Origin of the sequence: Bifidobacterium sp. WCA-178-WT-4B (assembly GCF_009696495.1) — a bacterium.
GTDB classification, from domain to species: Bacteria; Actinomycetota; Actinomycetes; order Actinomycetales; family Bifidobacteriaceae; genus Bifidobacterium; species Bifidobacterium infantis.
In genome coordinates, this window is the sequence record NZ_VULV01000001.1 from 117,354 (window position 1) to 132,782 (window position 15,429).

The 15,429-nt window shown below is 59.1% G+C and carries 17 protein-coding genes and 1 riboswitch; of the genes, 1 reads left to right on the forward strand and 16 read right to left on the reverse strand.

Annotated elements, in window-relative coordinates:
* Window positions 1-41 precede the first annotated feature (41 nt).
* Window positions 42-641 (forward strand): TetR/AcrR family transcriptional regulator, encoded by a 600-nt coding sequence (locus tag FYJ31_RS00540; RefSeq protein WP_012576609.1) that lies wholly within the window; start codon window positions 42-44, stop codon window positions 639-641.
* Window positions 642-836: 195 nt separating this feature from the next.
* Here the strand turns inward: FYJ31_RS00540 and FYJ31_RS00545 are convergent, their stop codons facing one another.
* The 16 genes from FYJ31_RS00545 to FYJ31_RS00620 all read right to left on the reverse strand — a co-directional run bounded on the left by FYJ31_RS00545 (window position 837) and on the right by FYJ31_RS00620 (window position 15,383).
* Entirely contained in the window at window positions 837-1,967 is a 1,131-nt protein-coding gene (locus FYJ31_RS00545) for a diacylglycerol/lipid kinase family protein (RefSeq protein WP_012576608.1), read from the reverse strand.
* Between the two features lie 47 nt (window positions 1,968-2,014).
* A complete protein-coding gene (locus FYJ31_RS00550; protein ID WP_012576607.1) occupies window positions 2,015-2,392 on the reverse strand; it encodes an Rv3654c family TadE-like protein in 378 nt (125 codons plus the stop codon).
* 53 nt (window positions 2,393-2,445) lie between these two features.
* Window positions 2,446-2,823 (reverse strand): TadE/TadG family type IV pilus assembly protein, encoded by a 378-nt coding sequence (locus tag FYJ31_RS00555; RefSeq protein WP_154535693.1) that lies wholly within the window; start codon window positions 2,821-2,823, stop codon window positions 2,446-2,448.
* A 5-nt stretch (window positions 2,824-2,828) separates the two neighbouring features.
* Window positions 2,829-3,116, reverse strand: a complete 288-nt coding sequence (locus FYJ31_RS00560) for a DUF4244 domain-containing protein (protein ID WP_012576605.1) — start codon at window positions 3,114-3,116, stop codon at window positions 2,829-2,831.
* 284 nt (window positions 3,117-3,400) lie between these two features.
* Window positions 3,401-4,003, reverse strand: coding sequence for a Flp pilus assembly protein TadC (gene tadC / locus FYJ31_RS00565; protein ID WP_143723840.1), 603 nt, complete (start codon window positions 4,001-4,003; stop codon window positions 3,401-3,403).
* Entirely contained in the window at window positions 4,000-4,656 is a 657-nt protein-coding gene (gene tadB, locus FYJ31_RS00570; protein WP_174772516.1) for a Flp pilus assembly protein TadB, read from the reverse strand. Before tadB ends, tadC begins: the two co-directional genes overlap by 4 nt.
* The gene (locus FYJ31_RS00575) at window positions 4,656-5,723 is read right to left on the reverse strand and encodes a CpaF family protein (protein WP_154535695.1); all 1,068 of its coding nucleotides are present in this window, start codon (window positions 5,721-5,723) and stop codon (window positions 4,656-4,658) included. The genes tadB and FYJ31_RS00575 overlap by 1 nt, the downstream gene beginning before the upstream one ends.
* A 4-nt stretch (window positions 5,724-5,727) precedes the next feature.
* On the reverse strand, window positions 5,728-6,546 hold the full coding sequence (locus FYJ31_RS00580; protein WP_268234324.1) for a P-loop NTPase: 819 nt from the start codon (window positions 6,544-6,546) through the stop codon (window positions 5,728-5,730).
* A 352-nt stretch (window positions 6,547-6,898) separates the two neighbouring features.
* Window positions 6,899-7,624, reverse strand: a complete 726-nt coding sequence (locus FYJ31_RS00585) for a DedA family protein (RefSeq protein WP_012576600.1) — start codon at window positions 7,622-7,624, stop codon at window positions 6,899-6,901.
* Window positions 7,625-7,858: 234 nt separating this feature from the next.
* Complete coding sequence (locus tag FYJ31_RS00590) at window positions 7,859-8,530, reverse strand: HAD family hydrolase (RefSeq protein WP_154535697.1); 672 nt, start codon at window positions 8,528-8,530, stop codon at window positions 7,859-7,861.
* A gap of 112 nt (window positions 8,531-8,642) precedes the next feature.
* Window positions 8,643-9,413, reverse strand: coding sequence for an SDR family oxidoreductase (locus tag FYJ31_RS00595; RefSeq protein WP_162859229.1), 771 nt, complete (start codon window positions 9,411-9,413; stop codon window positions 8,643-8,645).
* 86 nt (window positions 9,414-9,499) lie between these two features.
* Window positions 9,500-10,999 carry an acyl-CoA reductase gene (locus FYJ31_RS00600; RefSeq protein ID WP_174772517.1) on the reverse strand — a complete coding sequence of 500 codons (1,500 nt, stop codon included), beginning with the start codon at window positions 10,997-10,999 and terminating at the stop codon, window positions 9,500-9,502.
* The gene (locus FYJ31_RS00605) at window positions 10,986-12,107 is read right to left on the reverse strand and encodes a LuxE/PaaK family acyltransferase (protein WP_154535698.1); all 1,122 of its coding nucleotides are present in this window, start codon (window positions 12,105-12,107) and stop codon (window positions 10,986-10,988) included. Before FYJ31_RS00605 ends, FYJ31_RS00600 begins: the two co-directional genes overlap by 14 nt.
* A 36-nt stretch (window positions 12,108-12,143) precedes the next feature.
* Window positions 12,144-13,496 carry a solute carrier family 23 protein gene (locus tag FYJ31_RS00610; RefSeq protein ID WP_154535699.1) on the reverse strand — a complete coding sequence of 451 codons (1,353 nt, stop codon included), beginning with the start codon at window positions 13,494-13,496 and terminating at the stop codon, window positions 12,144-12,146.
* Window positions 13,497-13,543: 47 nt separating this feature from the next.
* A riboswitch (TPP riboswitch) is annotated at window positions 13,544-13,640 on the reverse strand.
* Window positions 13,641-13,770: 130 nt separating this feature from the next.
* Window positions 13,771-14,358, reverse strand: a complete 588-nt coding sequence (locus FYJ31_RS00615; RefSeq protein WP_060620421.1) for a heat shock protein transcriptional repressor HspR — start codon at window positions 14,356-14,358, stop codon at window positions 13,771-13,773.
* 14 nt (window positions 14,359-14,372) lie between these two features.
* Window positions 14,373-15,383 carry a DnaJ C-terminal domain-containing protein gene (locus tag FYJ31_RS00620; RefSeq protein WP_154535700.1) on the reverse strand — a complete coding sequence of 337 codons (1,011 nt, stop codon included), beginning with the start codon at window positions 15,381-15,383 and terminating at the stop codon, window positions 14,373-14,375.
* Window positions 15,384-15,429: the final 46 nt, after the last annotated feature.

Genomic DNA, 15,429 nt, shown 5'->3' on the forward strand with positions numbered 1-15,429 from the left:
ATTAACATAGTGTCAATAACGGTTGTAGTCAGGAGGTACCCATGAGCGATATCCTCGACGAGAAACGCCCCACCCGTGGCGATGCCCGGCGCGACGCCATCGTGCAAGCCGCGCGCAAAGTGTGTCTGGAAAAAGGCTTCTCCAAAATCACCGTTTCCGACATCGCAAGCGAAGTCGGTATGACGCGTTCACTGTTCTACCATTACTTCGAAGACAAGGAAGCCGTAGCCGACGCAGTACTCGACGACGTCATCGACGAAATCCTCACCACATTGAAGCAGTGGAACCAAGCGCGCGAAACAGGCAACGTGAACAAGGCATTAGACGACATCGTGCGCGTGCTCCGTTCCCTGATCGCCGACGAGAGCCCCTTTTCGAACCGTATGATCCAAGATGGCAACGCCGAACTGTATATCAAGTTCATTGACCGTGCGGCGGACCGTATTGCCGACTACATTGCCCAGACCACCGTACGTGATTTCGAGCAGATGCATGGTCTGCCAATCACCAACGTCCATGAGACATTCTTCACGCTAATCGTGGGGCTTATCTCGCTGGTTCGCTCGCATCCGAACATCAGCGACCGAACCATCAAAGAGGTCATGGCGCAGACGCTGCATATCGAAAACTATGTCGTCTGAAGTCTGACGGCCATTGGCTCTGGTACCGCTCTCCCGTACTCCCCTCAGTCCGCTTCGCGGCCAGCTCGTCCGCAATTGCGAACAGCCTACGGCTGACTCTCTTCTGGTTCGACTATCGTCGAACCCTCGCCTACAAACAGCACTGGGCTGTTTGCTTTACGGCTCAGCCTAATGAGGGGAGCCAATATAATCAGGTCAGGCGAACTGGCCGGTTACGGGGTCGCGACCGTCTCGGGCGATGGCGTCAAGCACTTCCTGTCGGGAGTCCACCTCACGGGCGGCTACGGCCGGCGGCACCAGCACGCGCAGTGCGCAGTCCTCGGCCACCACCCTGAAGGGCAGATGCCCGATGTATTCGCCGTCCGCCATCAGCACCGGCGGCTCGTCTCCTTCCGCTGCCCGCGTGACTTCGATCTCGCGTATGCGCTTCCACCCGAACACCTTCGAGGCGAGCAGCTTGCCATTATAGGCGTTCGAGATGGCCACCGCACATTCACCGAAGTTCGGCACGTGATTCATCCACACCAGGTCCAACAGCCCGTCGGAGAAGCAGGAGTACGGCGAGACCTCGATGCCGCCACCGATATGACGCGAATTCGCAATCGTCAGCAACGGCGTGATGATGTCCCGCTCATCCGTGGTACCGTCCGCCAGCGTGGCTTTGATGTGGTACCCATAACGCTTCATATGCGTCAGCTCCACCAGCACCGCCACGAAGTAGCGCATGGTGCCGGTCGGCAGATGCGAATGATTCGCACGATCGTTGATGCTCGCGTCGAGACCACAGGACAGCATGCCCGCATAGTACCGGTCAATCGGATGCTCGGCAGACTTGCTCTCCTGGTACTCGTATTCCTCGCCGGTGGATGGGTTCACGGCATAGCCACCGTCTAAAGAGGTCACGCGTCCCATGTCCACATCAATGTGTGATCCGCGCACGATAGCGCCGACGATACCTTCCACTGCGGTTTCGATGCGATTGACCGGCAGCTTAAGTCCCCGAGCGAAATCATTGCCCGAGCCCATGGCCACGATGCCCAACGGCTTACCGCCGCAACCCACGGCATTGGCACCGAGTGCGATCATGCCGTCGCCGCCGACCACCACCAGATAGTCGTACTCGTGCGCGCGTTCACGCGCCTGGTTCAGGGAATCGTCGAAACTCGTGCCGGTGATGTCGATGACGTCGAAGTTATGGGCACGGCCGGCGTCCTCCAGCAGTCCCAATACTCGCGCATCCACCTTGGCACCACGACCCTTATCGGAAGTGGGATTGCCCACCATGGCCACCACGCGACGGCGTTCTGTGCGTTCACTCTCGCTCATGCTCTCACCTTAACCAAAGGTCCAGAAGCCCGCCAGAGCATCAGTGCTTACGGTCCATTATTGTGATAATTGTCTCCTTCCGTACAATTCACCGGTCCGGCCCGAGCCGTCCGCTCCACGGATGATGCCACCGGAACCATGGTTTCCACCTTGATGGTTACCAACACGTCTTCATCCCGCACGGAGCAGGAGCCCAGCGTGACGCCATTCGCTTCAGCCATGTTTGCGGCAAGCGCGCATGGATCACCGATATCCACATGCCACAGCGCATACGCGGCGTCAACGGCAATAAGGTCGGCGAGGGAACGCGCTCGATTCTGGCAGATCATGAGGTTGCCCACACTTGCCGCCACCGCGAGCGCAATGCTCACCGCCATAACCAGCATGGCTCCGGCCATCGTGCCCGATCCCTCCTCATAACGCATTCCCTGCACCGCAATTCCTTTCTATTGCGGCCGCCCAGCCAGCAGCCGACCAGTTATTGGCTTATCGCCGTAGCGTTGCCGGTAACCTGCGTTGGAGTGACATCCAGTGGACCGGGCAGTACCGAACATTCGACCATCACGCTCGTCGATTGGCCGTTGTGGGCAATGCTGACGCGGGGATCTCCCCCGGCAACGTCCGCAGCTATGCTGCGCGCGGATGATTCGTCACCGGTAACCACAAACTCGCGTGCAGCCGCTGCCGCGGCACTTTGGCAGTCCATGGAAACGATGACCACACGTCCTATTGCCAGTATCAGCCCGGCGATGGCGATAACGCTGGGCAATACGATCGCGAATTCGGCGGTGGCCGATCCTGTGCATAGGTCTGGCGGCAGTCTGGCGAGCCACCATCGGCATGTCATGGTCTTCATGGCTGTCACCCGACTTTCAGAGCCTGTTTGATGATGTTGGTCAGCAACGTCTTGATGGCGTCCGATTTCAGGATGGCGACCAGCACTGCCGCAAAGCCTGTAGCCGCAACGAGCACGACTGCGTATTCCGCAGTGGCTGCGCCTTCTTCGGGCTCAGCCATGAGGGTGCGGAAGCGTGCGTCCATGAGGCATAGCCGTTCTTTTGCCTTGGCGTTCAGCGTGGCCACACGAGCCTTGCTGTGTGCGAAGATGCCGGCCTGCCCGTCGACGATGACGGGGATAGGGGTATTCATTGGCGTTCCTTTCGGTAAGGAGGGGAAGCTGCGCAGTGGCTTCGCACCTTCCCCATGCGTGTGTGAGTGGTTGGCCCCCGCGCCGGGTTGACGCGGGGTGCATACCACTGTGGACTATCAACGCTTCATGCACCAGGAAAAACGGGGGATGTGGTTCTAGCTTGCCGAGTTATCCACACCCCGACGTGTCGTCCACCACAAATGTGGATAACCAAACGCAGCCAAGTGCAATACCGAGCGATACAACAAAATTCAGCCCAAGCGCACTCGGTTCACGCCTACATTCACATCATGAAGGACGCAATCGCCGGAATGACTCCTACCAGCACGAATGCCGGCAGAAAACATAGCCCTGTAGGCATCAGTAGCTTTACCGACAGCTTCGCGGCATTCCGTTCGATGGCAGCACGCTCGTCACGGTCCAGCTGTTCAATGGCGGATTCGAGGCGCACGCCAGGCATATCGCCATGCGTCCATGACGATTCCAAAGCCGATTGCAGCAGTCCAAGATCTCGTTGCGTGGTATTCGTATCTTCCCCGGATGGACTATCAGCTGGCGCACCCTCATGCTGAACAGCCATAGCGGCATGCCACGCATCAGCCCAGGGAACCCCTCTGGTCAGGGAGCTCCCGACCTCGCTCATGCGAGCACCGCAGTCGTCGCCGACGGCTTTGCCCACCATGTCAAGCGCCCGGGGAATCGAAGAGCCTTGCCGCAATGACACCTGCAACATGCGCAATATGAGTATGGTCCATGACGACCCGCAATCATGCGCTGCAGCCGGCTCCTCACACGGCAAGCGGCTGTCATGACGAACCGGAACCTTATACAGCCAACTAGCAATCGCCGCACAGCCTGCCGCGGCGTGCACCCACACCGTACTCATAATCCGCTGCCTTTCAACAATGCCCGCATCCATGCCAAGCCGGCAGCATAACAACATCCTCCCAATGTCAGGCAGACCACACCGCGCGGCGATCCAATCAAGAACGCCAATGGTCCAGCTCCCAGAAGCTCGCCCAATGCCACGGTGACGGCCGGAAGTGCGCTCAGCAGCCCCACAGTGGCTTTAGGCACGGCGCATGCTTGCGATCGCAGGTTTTGCATCAGCCTCATCTGCCGGTAAGCAGTCAATACCGCTTCCAGACATGGCACCGCTTGGCAACCGAGCTCATCGCTCAAAACCGCTGCGGCGGTGACCCCGCGTGCAGCTTCAAGTACCTGCGCTGGTGATTCGTCGGGCAGACGCCGCTGTTCGAACATTGCTATGAGCCGTTCCACAGTAATGCGATGAGTGGCGAAGCGTCTGCTGGATTGTTCCTCGAATGCTTCAACCAATGTGCCGCCACCTCGCAATCGCGCGATGGCGGACGTAATCACCTGTGCAACGCCCACGCGAGGTGAGTCGGCATATCGAGGTTCGTTTATGGCTGCGGAATCGACCGTGCGCTCTTTACCAGCCAGCTGGCGCAATCTTCCGGACTTCTTCCCCGGCCATATCAGCACCGCGAGCGCCGCCAGAACAGCACACCACATCATCACCCACCACCATTCGGCCCGGGAACGATGCCCCATCGTTCAATGAAGCGCCCCCATTCGGCGGCATACCGAGGAGGATGGCGGCCATTCCATACCGCCAGCGGTGTTCCTGCCAGTTCACCATGTGCTACGCGCAGTTCGCCGATCTGCGTGATACGCCGCTGTCCGTTCACTCGCTCCAAATGCACCACCGCGTCGAAAGCACCTGCCGCCAGCATGGCCAACGCCTGTGGACTGACTCCGGCAAGCAATCCAAGCGAAATCAACCTGGACGGCACTCGGTCCACGCCGTCCGCATGCACGGTGGTCATGCCGCCGTGGTGACCGGAATTGAACGCGCGCAGTAGGTCAACGATTTCCGCACCACGGCATTCGCCCAGCACCACGCGGTCGGGGCGCATTCGCAATGTCGCTTTGACCAAGTCCGCCAGGCTTATGGCTCCGACGCCCTCCACATTCGCCTCGCGTGTTACCAACGAGACGTGATCGCCGCGTCCCAGTTCCCCCAGTTCACGAACTTCCTCTACGGTGACGATGCGCTCGTTCACGTCGCATTGCGCCAGCAGCGCCTTGAGCAAGGTGGTCTTGCCCGCTCCTGTTCCGCCGGTAATTAGCACTGTGGCATGTTTGCGCACCAATCCCACGAACGTCGGCAGCCAAGCAGCCGGGAATACGCCTAATTTGCTCAGGTGCTGTAGCGATGCCATGGTTCGGTCAGGGAATCGTATGGAAATCGCGGCACCTTGTGGCACCAATGGGGCAATCACCGCATGCACGCGGATGCCATCTGGACTGGCGGCGTCCGCTATCGGGCAGGCATCATCCAGTCTGCGCCCAAGCTGCGCGCACAGTTGGACGGCGTATTCTCGAACTACTTGCGGCGAGCGGAACGGCACATGCAATACTGTTTCGCGCATGCCATTGCCGCGGTCCGCCCAAACGCGGCCATCACAGGTCACCGCCAAATCGGTAACCTGCGGGTCGGATGCCACATCATTCAATAGACCGAAGAACACAGTTCTGGGCACTGCGCCGGGCTCATCAGCCCGAGTGATTACGGCAGCCATAGCATCACTGGTCCTTGTGAGAAGTTCCCGAAACCGGGCGAATGGCCTGTTCTACGAGATCGGCAAGCAAGTTCATGGCTTTACGACTGCCTTTGGTCACCGATCTGATGCCGAGGCCTTCCAGTACGTCTCCGCACAGATTGACACTTGGCTTGACAGGACCCAATACCGTGGCGGTCAAGTAGTCCTGCGCCTCGCCAATACCCACGTGCCCTCTCCCACGTGGAGCGCCACGTGGTTCCACGCCGACAATATGTGGCGCTTCACAGCCCCAAGAATCCAGTCTGGACCGGTGCGCTTTGGCCCTAGCCAATCCCATTACCGACAATTCCGCGGCAATCACCTGCATGCCACTGCGTAAATCGGGCACGGTCTCAATGAGTCCCCCTTGCCCGGCGTCCACGATGACGACGTCGTTCGCTTCCGCCAAAGCCCGGATGGCCGCTTGGACTTCCCACCAGTCAGGCTGGCGCGCGCTCCAAGGATCGTAGGGAAGTACTCGCACACCCTCCCACGTCATCAGCTCATGGTTCATCGCCTCACCCTCGATACGGCCGAGGGGCGCGTCGACTTGGCTGAACCGTAAGCCCGGCTCTCGTTCTACACCAAGTAGCAGATCAAGGCATCCGGCCACGAAATCAGCGTCTATGAGAACGCAGCTGTGTTCACGTCTCGCCAATGTCCATGCAAGCATGGAAGCCATGACACTCAACCCCACGCCTCCATGGCCTGACGTCATCGTCACAATGTTATGAAAGCTGGAGTCTGTAGTTAGGGCGAGTGCCGGAGCCTCGCCCGATCTCTGCCGTTCGCATGAGGCCAACGGCCTGGGCGGCGGAGTGTAGTAGCGATGCGCTGGAATCGGCGCATCGTCCGTGGGCAGCGGAATGCCCGGAGGTGCTACCGCTGGCGAGGTGATCCTACGCGCCACGCGGGGTGAGGTATTGCTATTCATAAGCCGATTGAAACGTGTCCGAGTTCAATGCTCAACACGAATCGACCATTGTGGTTCTAGCTTGCCGAGTTATCCACACCCCGGCATGTCGTCCACGACAAATGTGGATAACCACGGTGCTGTTTCACGCCCATCTCATGCAAAAGGCCCTGACCTCATATGCACGGTCAGGGCCTTCATTTTCACGACGATTCCTTATGCGGTAATCTACATTTCTTGCTTACTTATCGAGGTTCTTGATGCCGTCTTCCATGACGTCCAGCTGAGCATCGGTCACCTTGGCCGGCTTCTTCTTGCCGAACTTGGCCTTGAACAGACCGATGATGGTCGGGGCGAGCGAGACCAGCAGAATCAGCACGATCACCAGCTCGAAGTGATCCTGCACGGCCGGAATGTTGCCGAAGAAGTAGCCCAGCAACGTGAACAGCGTGGACCAGCACAGGCCGCCGAGCACTGAGAACGGCGTGAAACGGCTCCAACGCATACCGGAAATACCGGAAATGAACGGCATGAACGTACGAATGAACGGGAAGAAGCGGCCCAGGAACACAGCCAGCGGGCCCCACTTCTCAATCATGTGCTCGGTTTTGGCCAAACGCTCCGGGGTCAAGGCCTTCACCTTGCCGGACTGGATGATACGGCGGCCAAAGAAATGACCGATGAAGTAGTTGCACTGGTCGCCGATAATCGGCGCGCACCAAACCACCGGCAGCAACCAGAACAGCGGCAGCGCGGCCTTGCCGGTCGCAGCATCCGGGGCTGCGAACACGCCGGCCGCGAACAACAGCGAATCACCGGGCAGGAACGGGAAGAACACCACGCCCGTTTCGATGAATACGATGAGGAAGATGAATCCGAGGGTCGGCGCCACGCCCATGGCAATCCAACCGGCAATCGCGGCACGCGGATCCTTCAGCAGTTCGAGGATGAAATTAACGAAGCCCATGTGATTCCTATGAGTCCTATACGTCTATATGTGTGAACAATCTGTCCAATAACCAGACATTCGTCTGAAAACCGTCAACCACTCTACCAGTCGCCCCGATACAAGAGGGGGCCACCGGAACCTCATAGCAGCCATTACTGCCATCTTCCTTACAAATATGGCGTGCTTCGCTGGTATATCGTCAACACATTCCACCGCTCATGAAGAGAACTGCATGCGCGGTGATGTAATCAATTACTCACCAAGACGCTGGCGCACGAAACCGTCCAGCGCGGCCGCATCGATACCGTCATACGATTCTATGGACGCGAACTGGCCCAGGCCGGAAGTATCCGTGCGAATCCAGCCGGTCTGCGCAATCAGAGTCGCGCCCGATGCCGCACCGGCCTGAAGTCCAACCGAAGAATCCTCGAGCACCACGCACTTGGCCATGTCTTCACGGGCGATGCCAAGCTTGTCGGCTGCGGCCAGGTAGGGCGCGGGGTTCGGCTTGTGTTCGTACGGATCGTCGCCACAGACGTAGCCGGCGAACAGTCCCTCAGACTGCTTCATGATGTTCTCCGCCATACGGCGCGGCGAAGTAGTGACCAGCATGGATGGGATGCCGGCCTCATTGAGCGAGCGCAACACGTCTTGCACACCAGGAATCCACGGCAGACGTTCGACCTCCGCCTTGAACACATAATCCTTGAGCTGCTTGTCGATTTCGGGAACGCTCAATGTGCAGCCATGCGCAATCATGACCTCTGCCACGTGAGCCACCGGAGTGCCGGAGCACGCCCAACCGAGGTCCTCGTTCCACTCGCCGCCATTGTTGTGCGCGATTTCGATTTCGCCGTCATGCCAAAGCGGTTCCGAATCGATAAGCGTTCCATCCAAATCCCAAAACACGGCCTTGAGCAACATGGTTACCTCCGTTCGCATGCCCGCACGCCAATTGGCGCCTTTACTCTTGCTGCATTCCATTGCACCAACCGGATGCGACAACCATAGCGCGTCAGCACACCGCCCCTGCGCCTCAGCGCATGGTCAAACCACCATCGACGTGCAGACATTGCCCGGTAATGAAGCCGGCCATGTCGGACGCCAACAACGCGACCCCTCCGGCGATGTCATCGGGACGGGCAAGGCGGCCAAGAGGCGTCATGGCAATGATTCGTTCACGAACATCCTCGGTGGTGGCTGCGCTGGATGCGGTTCCGGCCGTCAAACCTGCGGCAATGGCATTAACGGTAATGCCGAAGCCGCCCAGCTCCTGGGCCAGAGAGCGGGTCATGCCGACCAAGCCGCCTTTGGCAGTGATATACGAATGGTAGGGCACGATGGGCGAATCGACCAGATTGCTGGAGATGTTGATGATACGCCCGGAGGTCTGGGCTCGCATCAGCGGCACCACATGTGAGCACATCAGATATGCACCATGCAGGCATCCCTCGATCTGTGCGCTAAACTCATCCCAATCGCCTCCAGCAAAAGTGGAACGGCGACGCGGGTCAAAGGAGAAGCGCCCGAAAGCATTATTCACTAAGATGTCCACGCCGCCGAATGAGTCGACAGCGGCACCCACCAGCTTGGAAGATTGCGATTCATCGCAAACATCCGCCTGTACAGCTATAGCCAAGCCTCCCAGCGAGTGGATGTCTTCAACAGTGCGCTGCGCGCTGGCAGCGTCATGTACGTAATTGATGACGACAGCGGCTCCGTGCGATGCCAGGCATTTCGCCACGGCCGCTCCTATGCCCTTGCCGGAACCGGTGATGATCGCTGTTCTGCCATCCAGATTCACCATTGGACGCCGTGCCATATCGCTTTGCTCTGTCATCACCCTTGCCTTTCGCCCCGCTACCAGCCCCTGCTGCCCGCAACAGCACAGGCCTATTCCATATCCATATCGAACGAATCGCCGTACGTGTCGCTGTCGCGTTCGACATCCACCGCGCGCAACAGATCGATGAGATTGAAGCCCCCATCATGATGCCAGCCGGATTTCGCCCGATCCATCTCACCGAGCGGACAGATACGATTCACACCGACCTCGGCCAATGTATCTGCAAGACCAAACAGTCTGGTCGAATCCACAGCGACACCGCAGCTCTGCAGCCAGCCACGGCAGGAAGTCAATCTTCTGGCAGCGTCCAACAAATCTGGCACCGCCACCACGTTGACGGTGCGGTTCAACGGCGACATCAGCGAAGCAACATCCTCGTCGGCACCACTACCGTCAAGTTCTCGATACAGCACCGACCATGCCGTGCTATGGCCACTGGCGAACACCGCGGCCTTCCCGCCCATCAAGGCTCTCATCTCAGCGTCGGTGCGCGCCCGCTGAATGGCCACGTTCTCGGCGTCACTCAATACGGAGCGCGGATATTTGCGCTGCTGATTCTCAAGCTCGCCACCGAGCAGCTGAGCCACTTCACGAGGGGTGAGGGCTCCATCAGTCTCCACGAACACGGTCTGCGGAGCCAGGCAGCTTTGCTGGTCATATGTGGCGATGTCAACAGCCACACGATGCACGGTATCGGCATAGGTATCAGGGCGCAAAGCCTCTCGACCAATGAACGCCAACCCGACTTTTGCTCCGTAACCTAGACAGGGCTTGGATCCGGCGACTTTGCCCGCAATCAATTTGGTAGTCTGCGAAGAACCGTAAACAATCACGGCATCGGCCACATCGATGGCTGAATCCTCGAGCTGCTGCGAGCCGCCCTTCCATGGAACCACCGCAATGGCATCAGCGAGGTCGGAATTGACCATCGCAATGCTGCGAGCAAAGAACGCAGGCATCACCGGTTCGGAAAATGAAGATTTGCCAAGAATCGCGCCTTTGACCAGCAGGGTCATCGCCATGCTCCACACGGGAATCCCCGGCACATTGCTGGAGAACACCTGATAGGTGAGCGCCGGGCCCACATATTTAGAGTATCCCCCCGCCTTGTTCGGCCGGAATTCGTCGAGCATGGACGGCTGACCGATTTCGGAGTCCAGGAACCGGAGCAGTTCACGACGCCTGAACTGGCGCATATACCGTTTGAGCTCAATCCGCACCATGTCAGGCTCATATCCGGTGATTGCGGGAATCAGCAGTTCAGCCTGACGCCGCAGCTCAAAATCCGAATCGGCCCATAGTTGGGCCGCGTCGGCCACGATGTCGAGAATATCGTTGACACTCATCGCGGCAAGCGTGCGGTTGCGAACATCGGCAAGCTGCTTGGCAAGGGAAGTCACCTTTGGGCCATCCAGTCGCGGATAGCGCAAACGCTTCACCCCATCCGATGTGGCGACCTCATAGATTTCGTAATCCGAAACATCCGCTCCCGAGGGCAGATGGAAGACATCAATGGCCTGACTCACAGATTCGTCAGCGGTTGGCACTGATGACCTCGTCCACTGCGATTGAGCAACCACGGGCCTCGGCTCCCTTCGCCCGGCCCTGCAGCAGGAATCCGTTCGGAGTCCGATGGCCAAGATCCTCGGTCAGAATACCGATGCAGGAATTCCAATTGGCAAGGTCGTAATGGGCTATCACACCAGTCTCACCATCCTTGACGGGAGTCAGCGTCTCCGGATCAAGGAAGACCGTGCGCACCCAGGCGGGGTTCGCCTTGAGATAGTTGCTGGTGCCATCCGTATACCACGACAGAATATTTTGGTCATAGATCTGCGAGCTCAACTCGGTCATGCCATACATGTTGACGCAGTGGTGGCGCGGCACCCCCAGTGTCTGTTCCAGCTCATCAAGCATCTGGTCTTCGGTGATGTCACGCTTAGTGCTCTTGAAGCCGCCAGTGTCGAACAAGCGGCTATCGGGGGCCAGCGCGAACGTCAGATCATGCTCATGCAGGTAATCGAGCAGATACAGGTAGGATGACGAGACACCCATCAGCATCACCGGTTCGCCGTCGGACACCGCACGATTGAGGAAATCGATGATGCCATCGAATTTGAGCCCATGTTCATCGAAGAACACGCCGCTGCCTTCGCTGCCGCAGAGTTCCACGGCCTTGGTGAGATACCGCGACAGGGAGGAGTTCTGGTTCATGTCCCACGCCGGAGAGATCACAGCAATGCGAATGCGTTCACGATCCGGCATGATGAAATGGCGGAACGGCACAATCATCGATTCATCCCACACCTCAAGATCGGGGTGGAAGTTGCGCCCACGCATCTTGCCGCCATGCGTGGTTCCGCTCGTCATGAATACGGCTTTGCACTGCTCGGTCGGTATGGTCGAAAGGTCAAGGTGCTTGAACCCGTCCACCGGCATCGGCGGAATCTCCCGCCAATCCTTGAGCGTTGCGGGGGTGACGCGTTTAGCCGCGCAGTAACGACGGTACGGCAGATCATACGTGTACTGATAGATGAACACGTCGCGCGCCAACGCACCAAACGCCTCTTCCGGGGCCTGCTCACAGCCATAGGTATGGATAAAATCCAGAATCCCGCGCTTGATACGACGCGCGTCATCCATCACATCAGTCATTGCATCGCTCCTGTCAATATCCAATATCAACCAGCATTATCGTTCATCGTGCGCCGCAACGCCAGTCCCATCCGCCGGATCGGCTGCTGGAACATCCATGGACGCCGGCGCACGATGCTTCGCCACCAAATCCGGAAGAGCGATGAACAGCGCATTGAGAATGATGGCGCTGAATACACCGACCATGATGTTGTTGCCAAAGAACACGCTTGCGCCGCCGGTCAGGCCGGAGAGCGCCTTGGGCAGGGCGATGCCGAGCAGCAGAGACATGCCGATGACCGTTTGACGGCGCTCGTCATCAGCGACCTTGCGCAAGGCTCGCAGACCGGTCACGATCAGGCTGGCCGCAGCCGGCAGGAAGATGCCTCCGACGACTGCCGAGGGAATGACGGACAGCAGCGCGCCCGCCTTTGGCACGAAGCCCAGAATCAGCAACAGAATGGCGGCGATGATCACAGGCGTGCGCGTGCGCAGCTTGCCTTCGCCGGTCAGGTTGAGCAGGCCGACATTTTGCGGGTATGCGGTGGTGGTGAATCCACCAATCAGCGAGGAAATGGCCGAACCTGCCGCCTCGCCGGCGAGGCCGTAGCGCACCTGCTTGCGTTCGAGGGTCGTGCCTTGAATCTCGGAAGCCGCCTGATAGACGCCGAGAGCCTCCATGACGGCAACCATATAGGCGATGAAGAACGGAATGAAGATCTTCCAGTCAAACGTAAACGGCCCGTAAGGCATGAAGGTCGGCAGGCCCAACCATCCCTTGGAAGCCACAGGAGAGAAGTCCACCATGCCAAACACTGCGGCGACCACGGTGCCGACGACAAGCGCGATGAGGAATGAGAACGACTTAAGCAGACCCTTACCGAGCAGCGACAGGACAAGCACAATCGCCGTGGTCAGGATCGACACGGTCAGGATGTGCGGATCGGCAAACGTCTTGTCGCCGGGAGCCCCGCCTAGAAACTCGCTCAGCGTGAATCCGGACAGCGAAACACCGACCATAAAGATGACCACGCCCGAGATCATCGGAGAGAACAGGAACCTCATCCGCTCTATCACACCGGTCAGGCACAGCAACAGGAACACAAGCGAAGCGATGAGAATGGACGAACTCGCCGCCCCCAGCATGCCAGCCGTACCTGCCGCGATCATCAACGCGTCAAACGCGGCTGACGGCCCCTGCACCACCGGCAGGCGAACCAGCCGAGTGGCCTGGATCAGAGTAACCAGGCCGGAGACGATGAAGATGGCGTTAATCATGTTCGACGACAGGGCAATAGGTAAGCCGATTGCTCCGGCCACGAATACCGGATCAAGCCAAACATTGGAAACGAACACATGCTGGAAACCCAGCAGTATGTTCTGGGCGGTCAGCTCCTTGCGTATTGACATACGCTTCCTCTCTCTCAACGCGCATATGGGATGCCGAGCCGAACAGAGGAGTTCAACCGTCGTATTCCCTACGCGAGTGTTAGCTCACAGGTTCGAAGGGCTCGGCACATACCGTCTCAGCCTAAAGCACCCCTTACGAATCGGTTTTCGCACGTCACCGTAACAAACCTTGACATCTCCGTCAAGAAAATTCGTGCTCTTTTCGGCAGCTGCCCGATGTGAGATAACAAACAGTTTTACGAATGGAGAAGGAATCGAAGCAATGCGGCCAGACTCACCAACCCCACAGGACCATGGACTTGGAGTCGGCGGGAGTGAAGTTGGAGTCGCCGGTGGTGCAGGCAGCGGTATCGGCGGCGGTATCGCGACCGGGCAGTTCGCGGGTTTCGCGGCGGATGGCGTTGCGCCAGAGGCGGGCGCGGTTGGAGCGTTGCACCTCCACGATGTTGCCGTCTCGGCCAGCGGCGAAGACGCTTTCCTGGTCGCCGGTTTGCATGCGCTTGACTTCACGGCGCAACTGTCGATTCTCTTCTTCGAGCTCAAGGATGCGCGCGATACCGGAAAGATTGATGCCCTCATCCTGACTTAGGCGCTGAGCTCGGGTCAGGCGGGCAATGTCGCGCAGGCAGTAGCGGCGTGCGCCGCCATCGGTGCGCTGCGGACGGACCAGACCCAGCCGGTCGTACTGGCGAAGGGTCTGGGGGTGGATGTTGGCCAGTTCGGCGGCCTGGCCGACGGTGAAGATGGGCAGTTCGATATCGAAGCCGACATCATCGGCTCCGTCGAGATCGGCCCTGCCCATCACCAGCGCGGTTGCGCACATTGCGTACAACTGCTTCATTTGGTTGGCTAACCGCGCCATTGTTCACCTCCTGATTACAGGCTGAGATAGTCGCCGGCTTTTTCGTCGAATTCTTTGGCGGCGTGCTTGACCGCCAGACCCGGCTTGGCGGGGATCATGATCTGCACGCGGCCGATCAGGTCGCCCGGCTGGTTGCCGCGCTGGACACCGAGTCCCGCGAGCTTGACCTCCACGCCGGAGCTGGAACCGGCCGGCACCTTGAAGGTGACGGGATTGCCGTCGATGTCCTTGGCCTCGACCTTGCCACCGGCCACGGCCTGGCCCACGGTGACGGGCAGGTCCATGACGATGTCGTGGCCGCGCATCGAGAACGCGGCATCGGGCTTGACGGTGACGTGCAGGTACAGGTCACCGGCCTTGCCGCCATTGATGCCCGGCTTGCCCTTGCCGGCAAGCTTGATTTTCTGGCCGTCCTTGACGCCCGCAGGCACGTGGGCCTTGAACTTCTTGCCGTCCACGGACAGGGACACGGTAGCGCCCTTGACCGCCTGACGCAAGGTCAGGCTGATTTTGGAGTTGCGGTCCTCGCCGTTTTCGGGGCGCGGGGCCTCCTCATAGCCATAGCCGCCGGCATTGCCGTACGCCTGCTGGCTGTAGCCGCCTTGGCCTGCAGCACCGCCGAACATCGAGAAGATGTCGTTGATGTTGTTGGGGCCGCCGCCCGAAGTGGAGAAGCGGATGCGCGAGCCATTGCCGCCGGCACCCTGGCCGAACATGGAACCAAAGATGTCGGAGAAACCGGAAGCATCGAAGCCGCCGGCGCCGGAACCGCCGGCGAAGCGGGCGCCGCCCATGCCGAACTGACGAATCGCGTCGTACTTCTGGCGATCTTCCTTCTTGCTCAGCACGTCATAGGCTTCGGAGATGTCCTTGAACTTCTCCTCGGCTTCCTTGGTCTTGTTGACGTCAGGATGGTATTTGCGGGCGAGCTTGCGGTACGCCTTCTTGATGTCGTCGTCCGAAGCGTCCTTGGAGACACCAAGGACTTTGTAGAAGTCTTTGCTGAGCCATTCGTTTTCAGCCATTCATGTCTCCTTTCGTATACGTTCTTCGCGTTGGCTCCCCTCATCG

What these genes read in the sequence shown, in the direction of transcription:
- FYJ31_RS00540 (WP_012576609.1), top strand. Translation starts at nt 42, where the DNA reads ATGAGCGATATCCTCGACGAGAAACGCCCCACCCGTGGCGATGCCCGG.
- FYJ31_RS00545 (WP_012576608.1), bottom strand. Translation starts at nt 1,967, where the DNA reads ATGAGCGAGAGTGAACGCACAGAACGCCGTCGCGTGGTGGCCATGGTG.
- FYJ31_RS00550 (WP_012576607.1), bottom strand. Translation starts at nt 2,392, where the DNA reads ATGCGTTATGAGGAGGGATCGGGCACGATGGCCGGAGCCATGCTGGTT.
- FYJ31_RS00555 (WP_154535693.1), bottom strand. Translation starts at nt 2,823, where the DNA reads ATGAAGACCATGACATGCCGATGGTGGCTCGCCAGACTGCCGCCAGAC.
- FYJ31_RS00560 (WP_012576605.1), bottom strand. Translation starts at nt 3,116, where the DNA reads ATGAATACCCCTATCCCCGTCATCGTCGACGGGCAGGCCGGCATCTTC.
- tadC (WP_143723840.1), bottom strand. Translation starts at nt 4,003, where the DNA reads ATGAGTACGGTGTGGGTGCACGCCGCGGCAGGCTGTGCGGCGATTGCT.
- tadB (WP_174772516.1), bottom strand. Translation starts at nt 4,656, where the DNA reads ATGATGTGGTGTGCTGTTCTGGCGGCGCTCGCGGTGCTGATATGGCCG.
- FYJ31_RS00575 (WP_154535695.1), bottom strand. Translation starts at nt 5,723, where the DNA reads ATGGCTGCCGTAATCACTCGGGCTGATGAGCCCGGCGCAGTGCCCAGA.
- FYJ31_RS00585 (WP_012576600.1), bottom strand. Translation starts at nt 7,624, where the DNA reads ATGGGCTTCGTTAATTTCATCCTCGAACTGCTGAAGGATCCGCGTGCC.
- FYJ31_RS00590 (WP_154535697.1), bottom strand. Translation starts at nt 8,530, where the DNA reads ATGTTGCTCAAGGCCGTGTTTTGGGATTTGGATGGAACGCTTATCGAT.
- FYJ31_RS00595 (WP_162859229.1), bottom strand. Translation starts at nt 9,413, where the DNA reads ATGGTGAATCTGGATGGCAGAACAGCGATCATCACCGGTTCCGGCAAG.
- FYJ31_RS00605 (WP_154535698.1), bottom strand. Translation starts at nt 12,107, where the DNA reads ATGACTGATGTGATGGATGACGCGCGTCGTATCAAGCGCGGGATTCTG.
- FYJ31_RS00610 (WP_154535699.1), bottom strand. Translation starts at nt 13,496, where the DNA reads ATGTCAATACGCAAGGAGCTGACCGCCCAGAACATACTGCTGGGTTTC.
- FYJ31_RS00615 (WP_060620421.1), bottom strand. Translation starts at nt 14,358, where the DNA reads ATGGCGCGGTTAGCCAACCAAATGAAGCAGTTGTACGCAATGTGCGCA.
- FYJ31_RS00620 (WP_154535700.1), bottom strand. Translation starts at nt 15,383, where the DNA reads ATGGCTGAAAACGAATGGCTCAGCAAAGACTTCTACAAAGTCCTTGGT.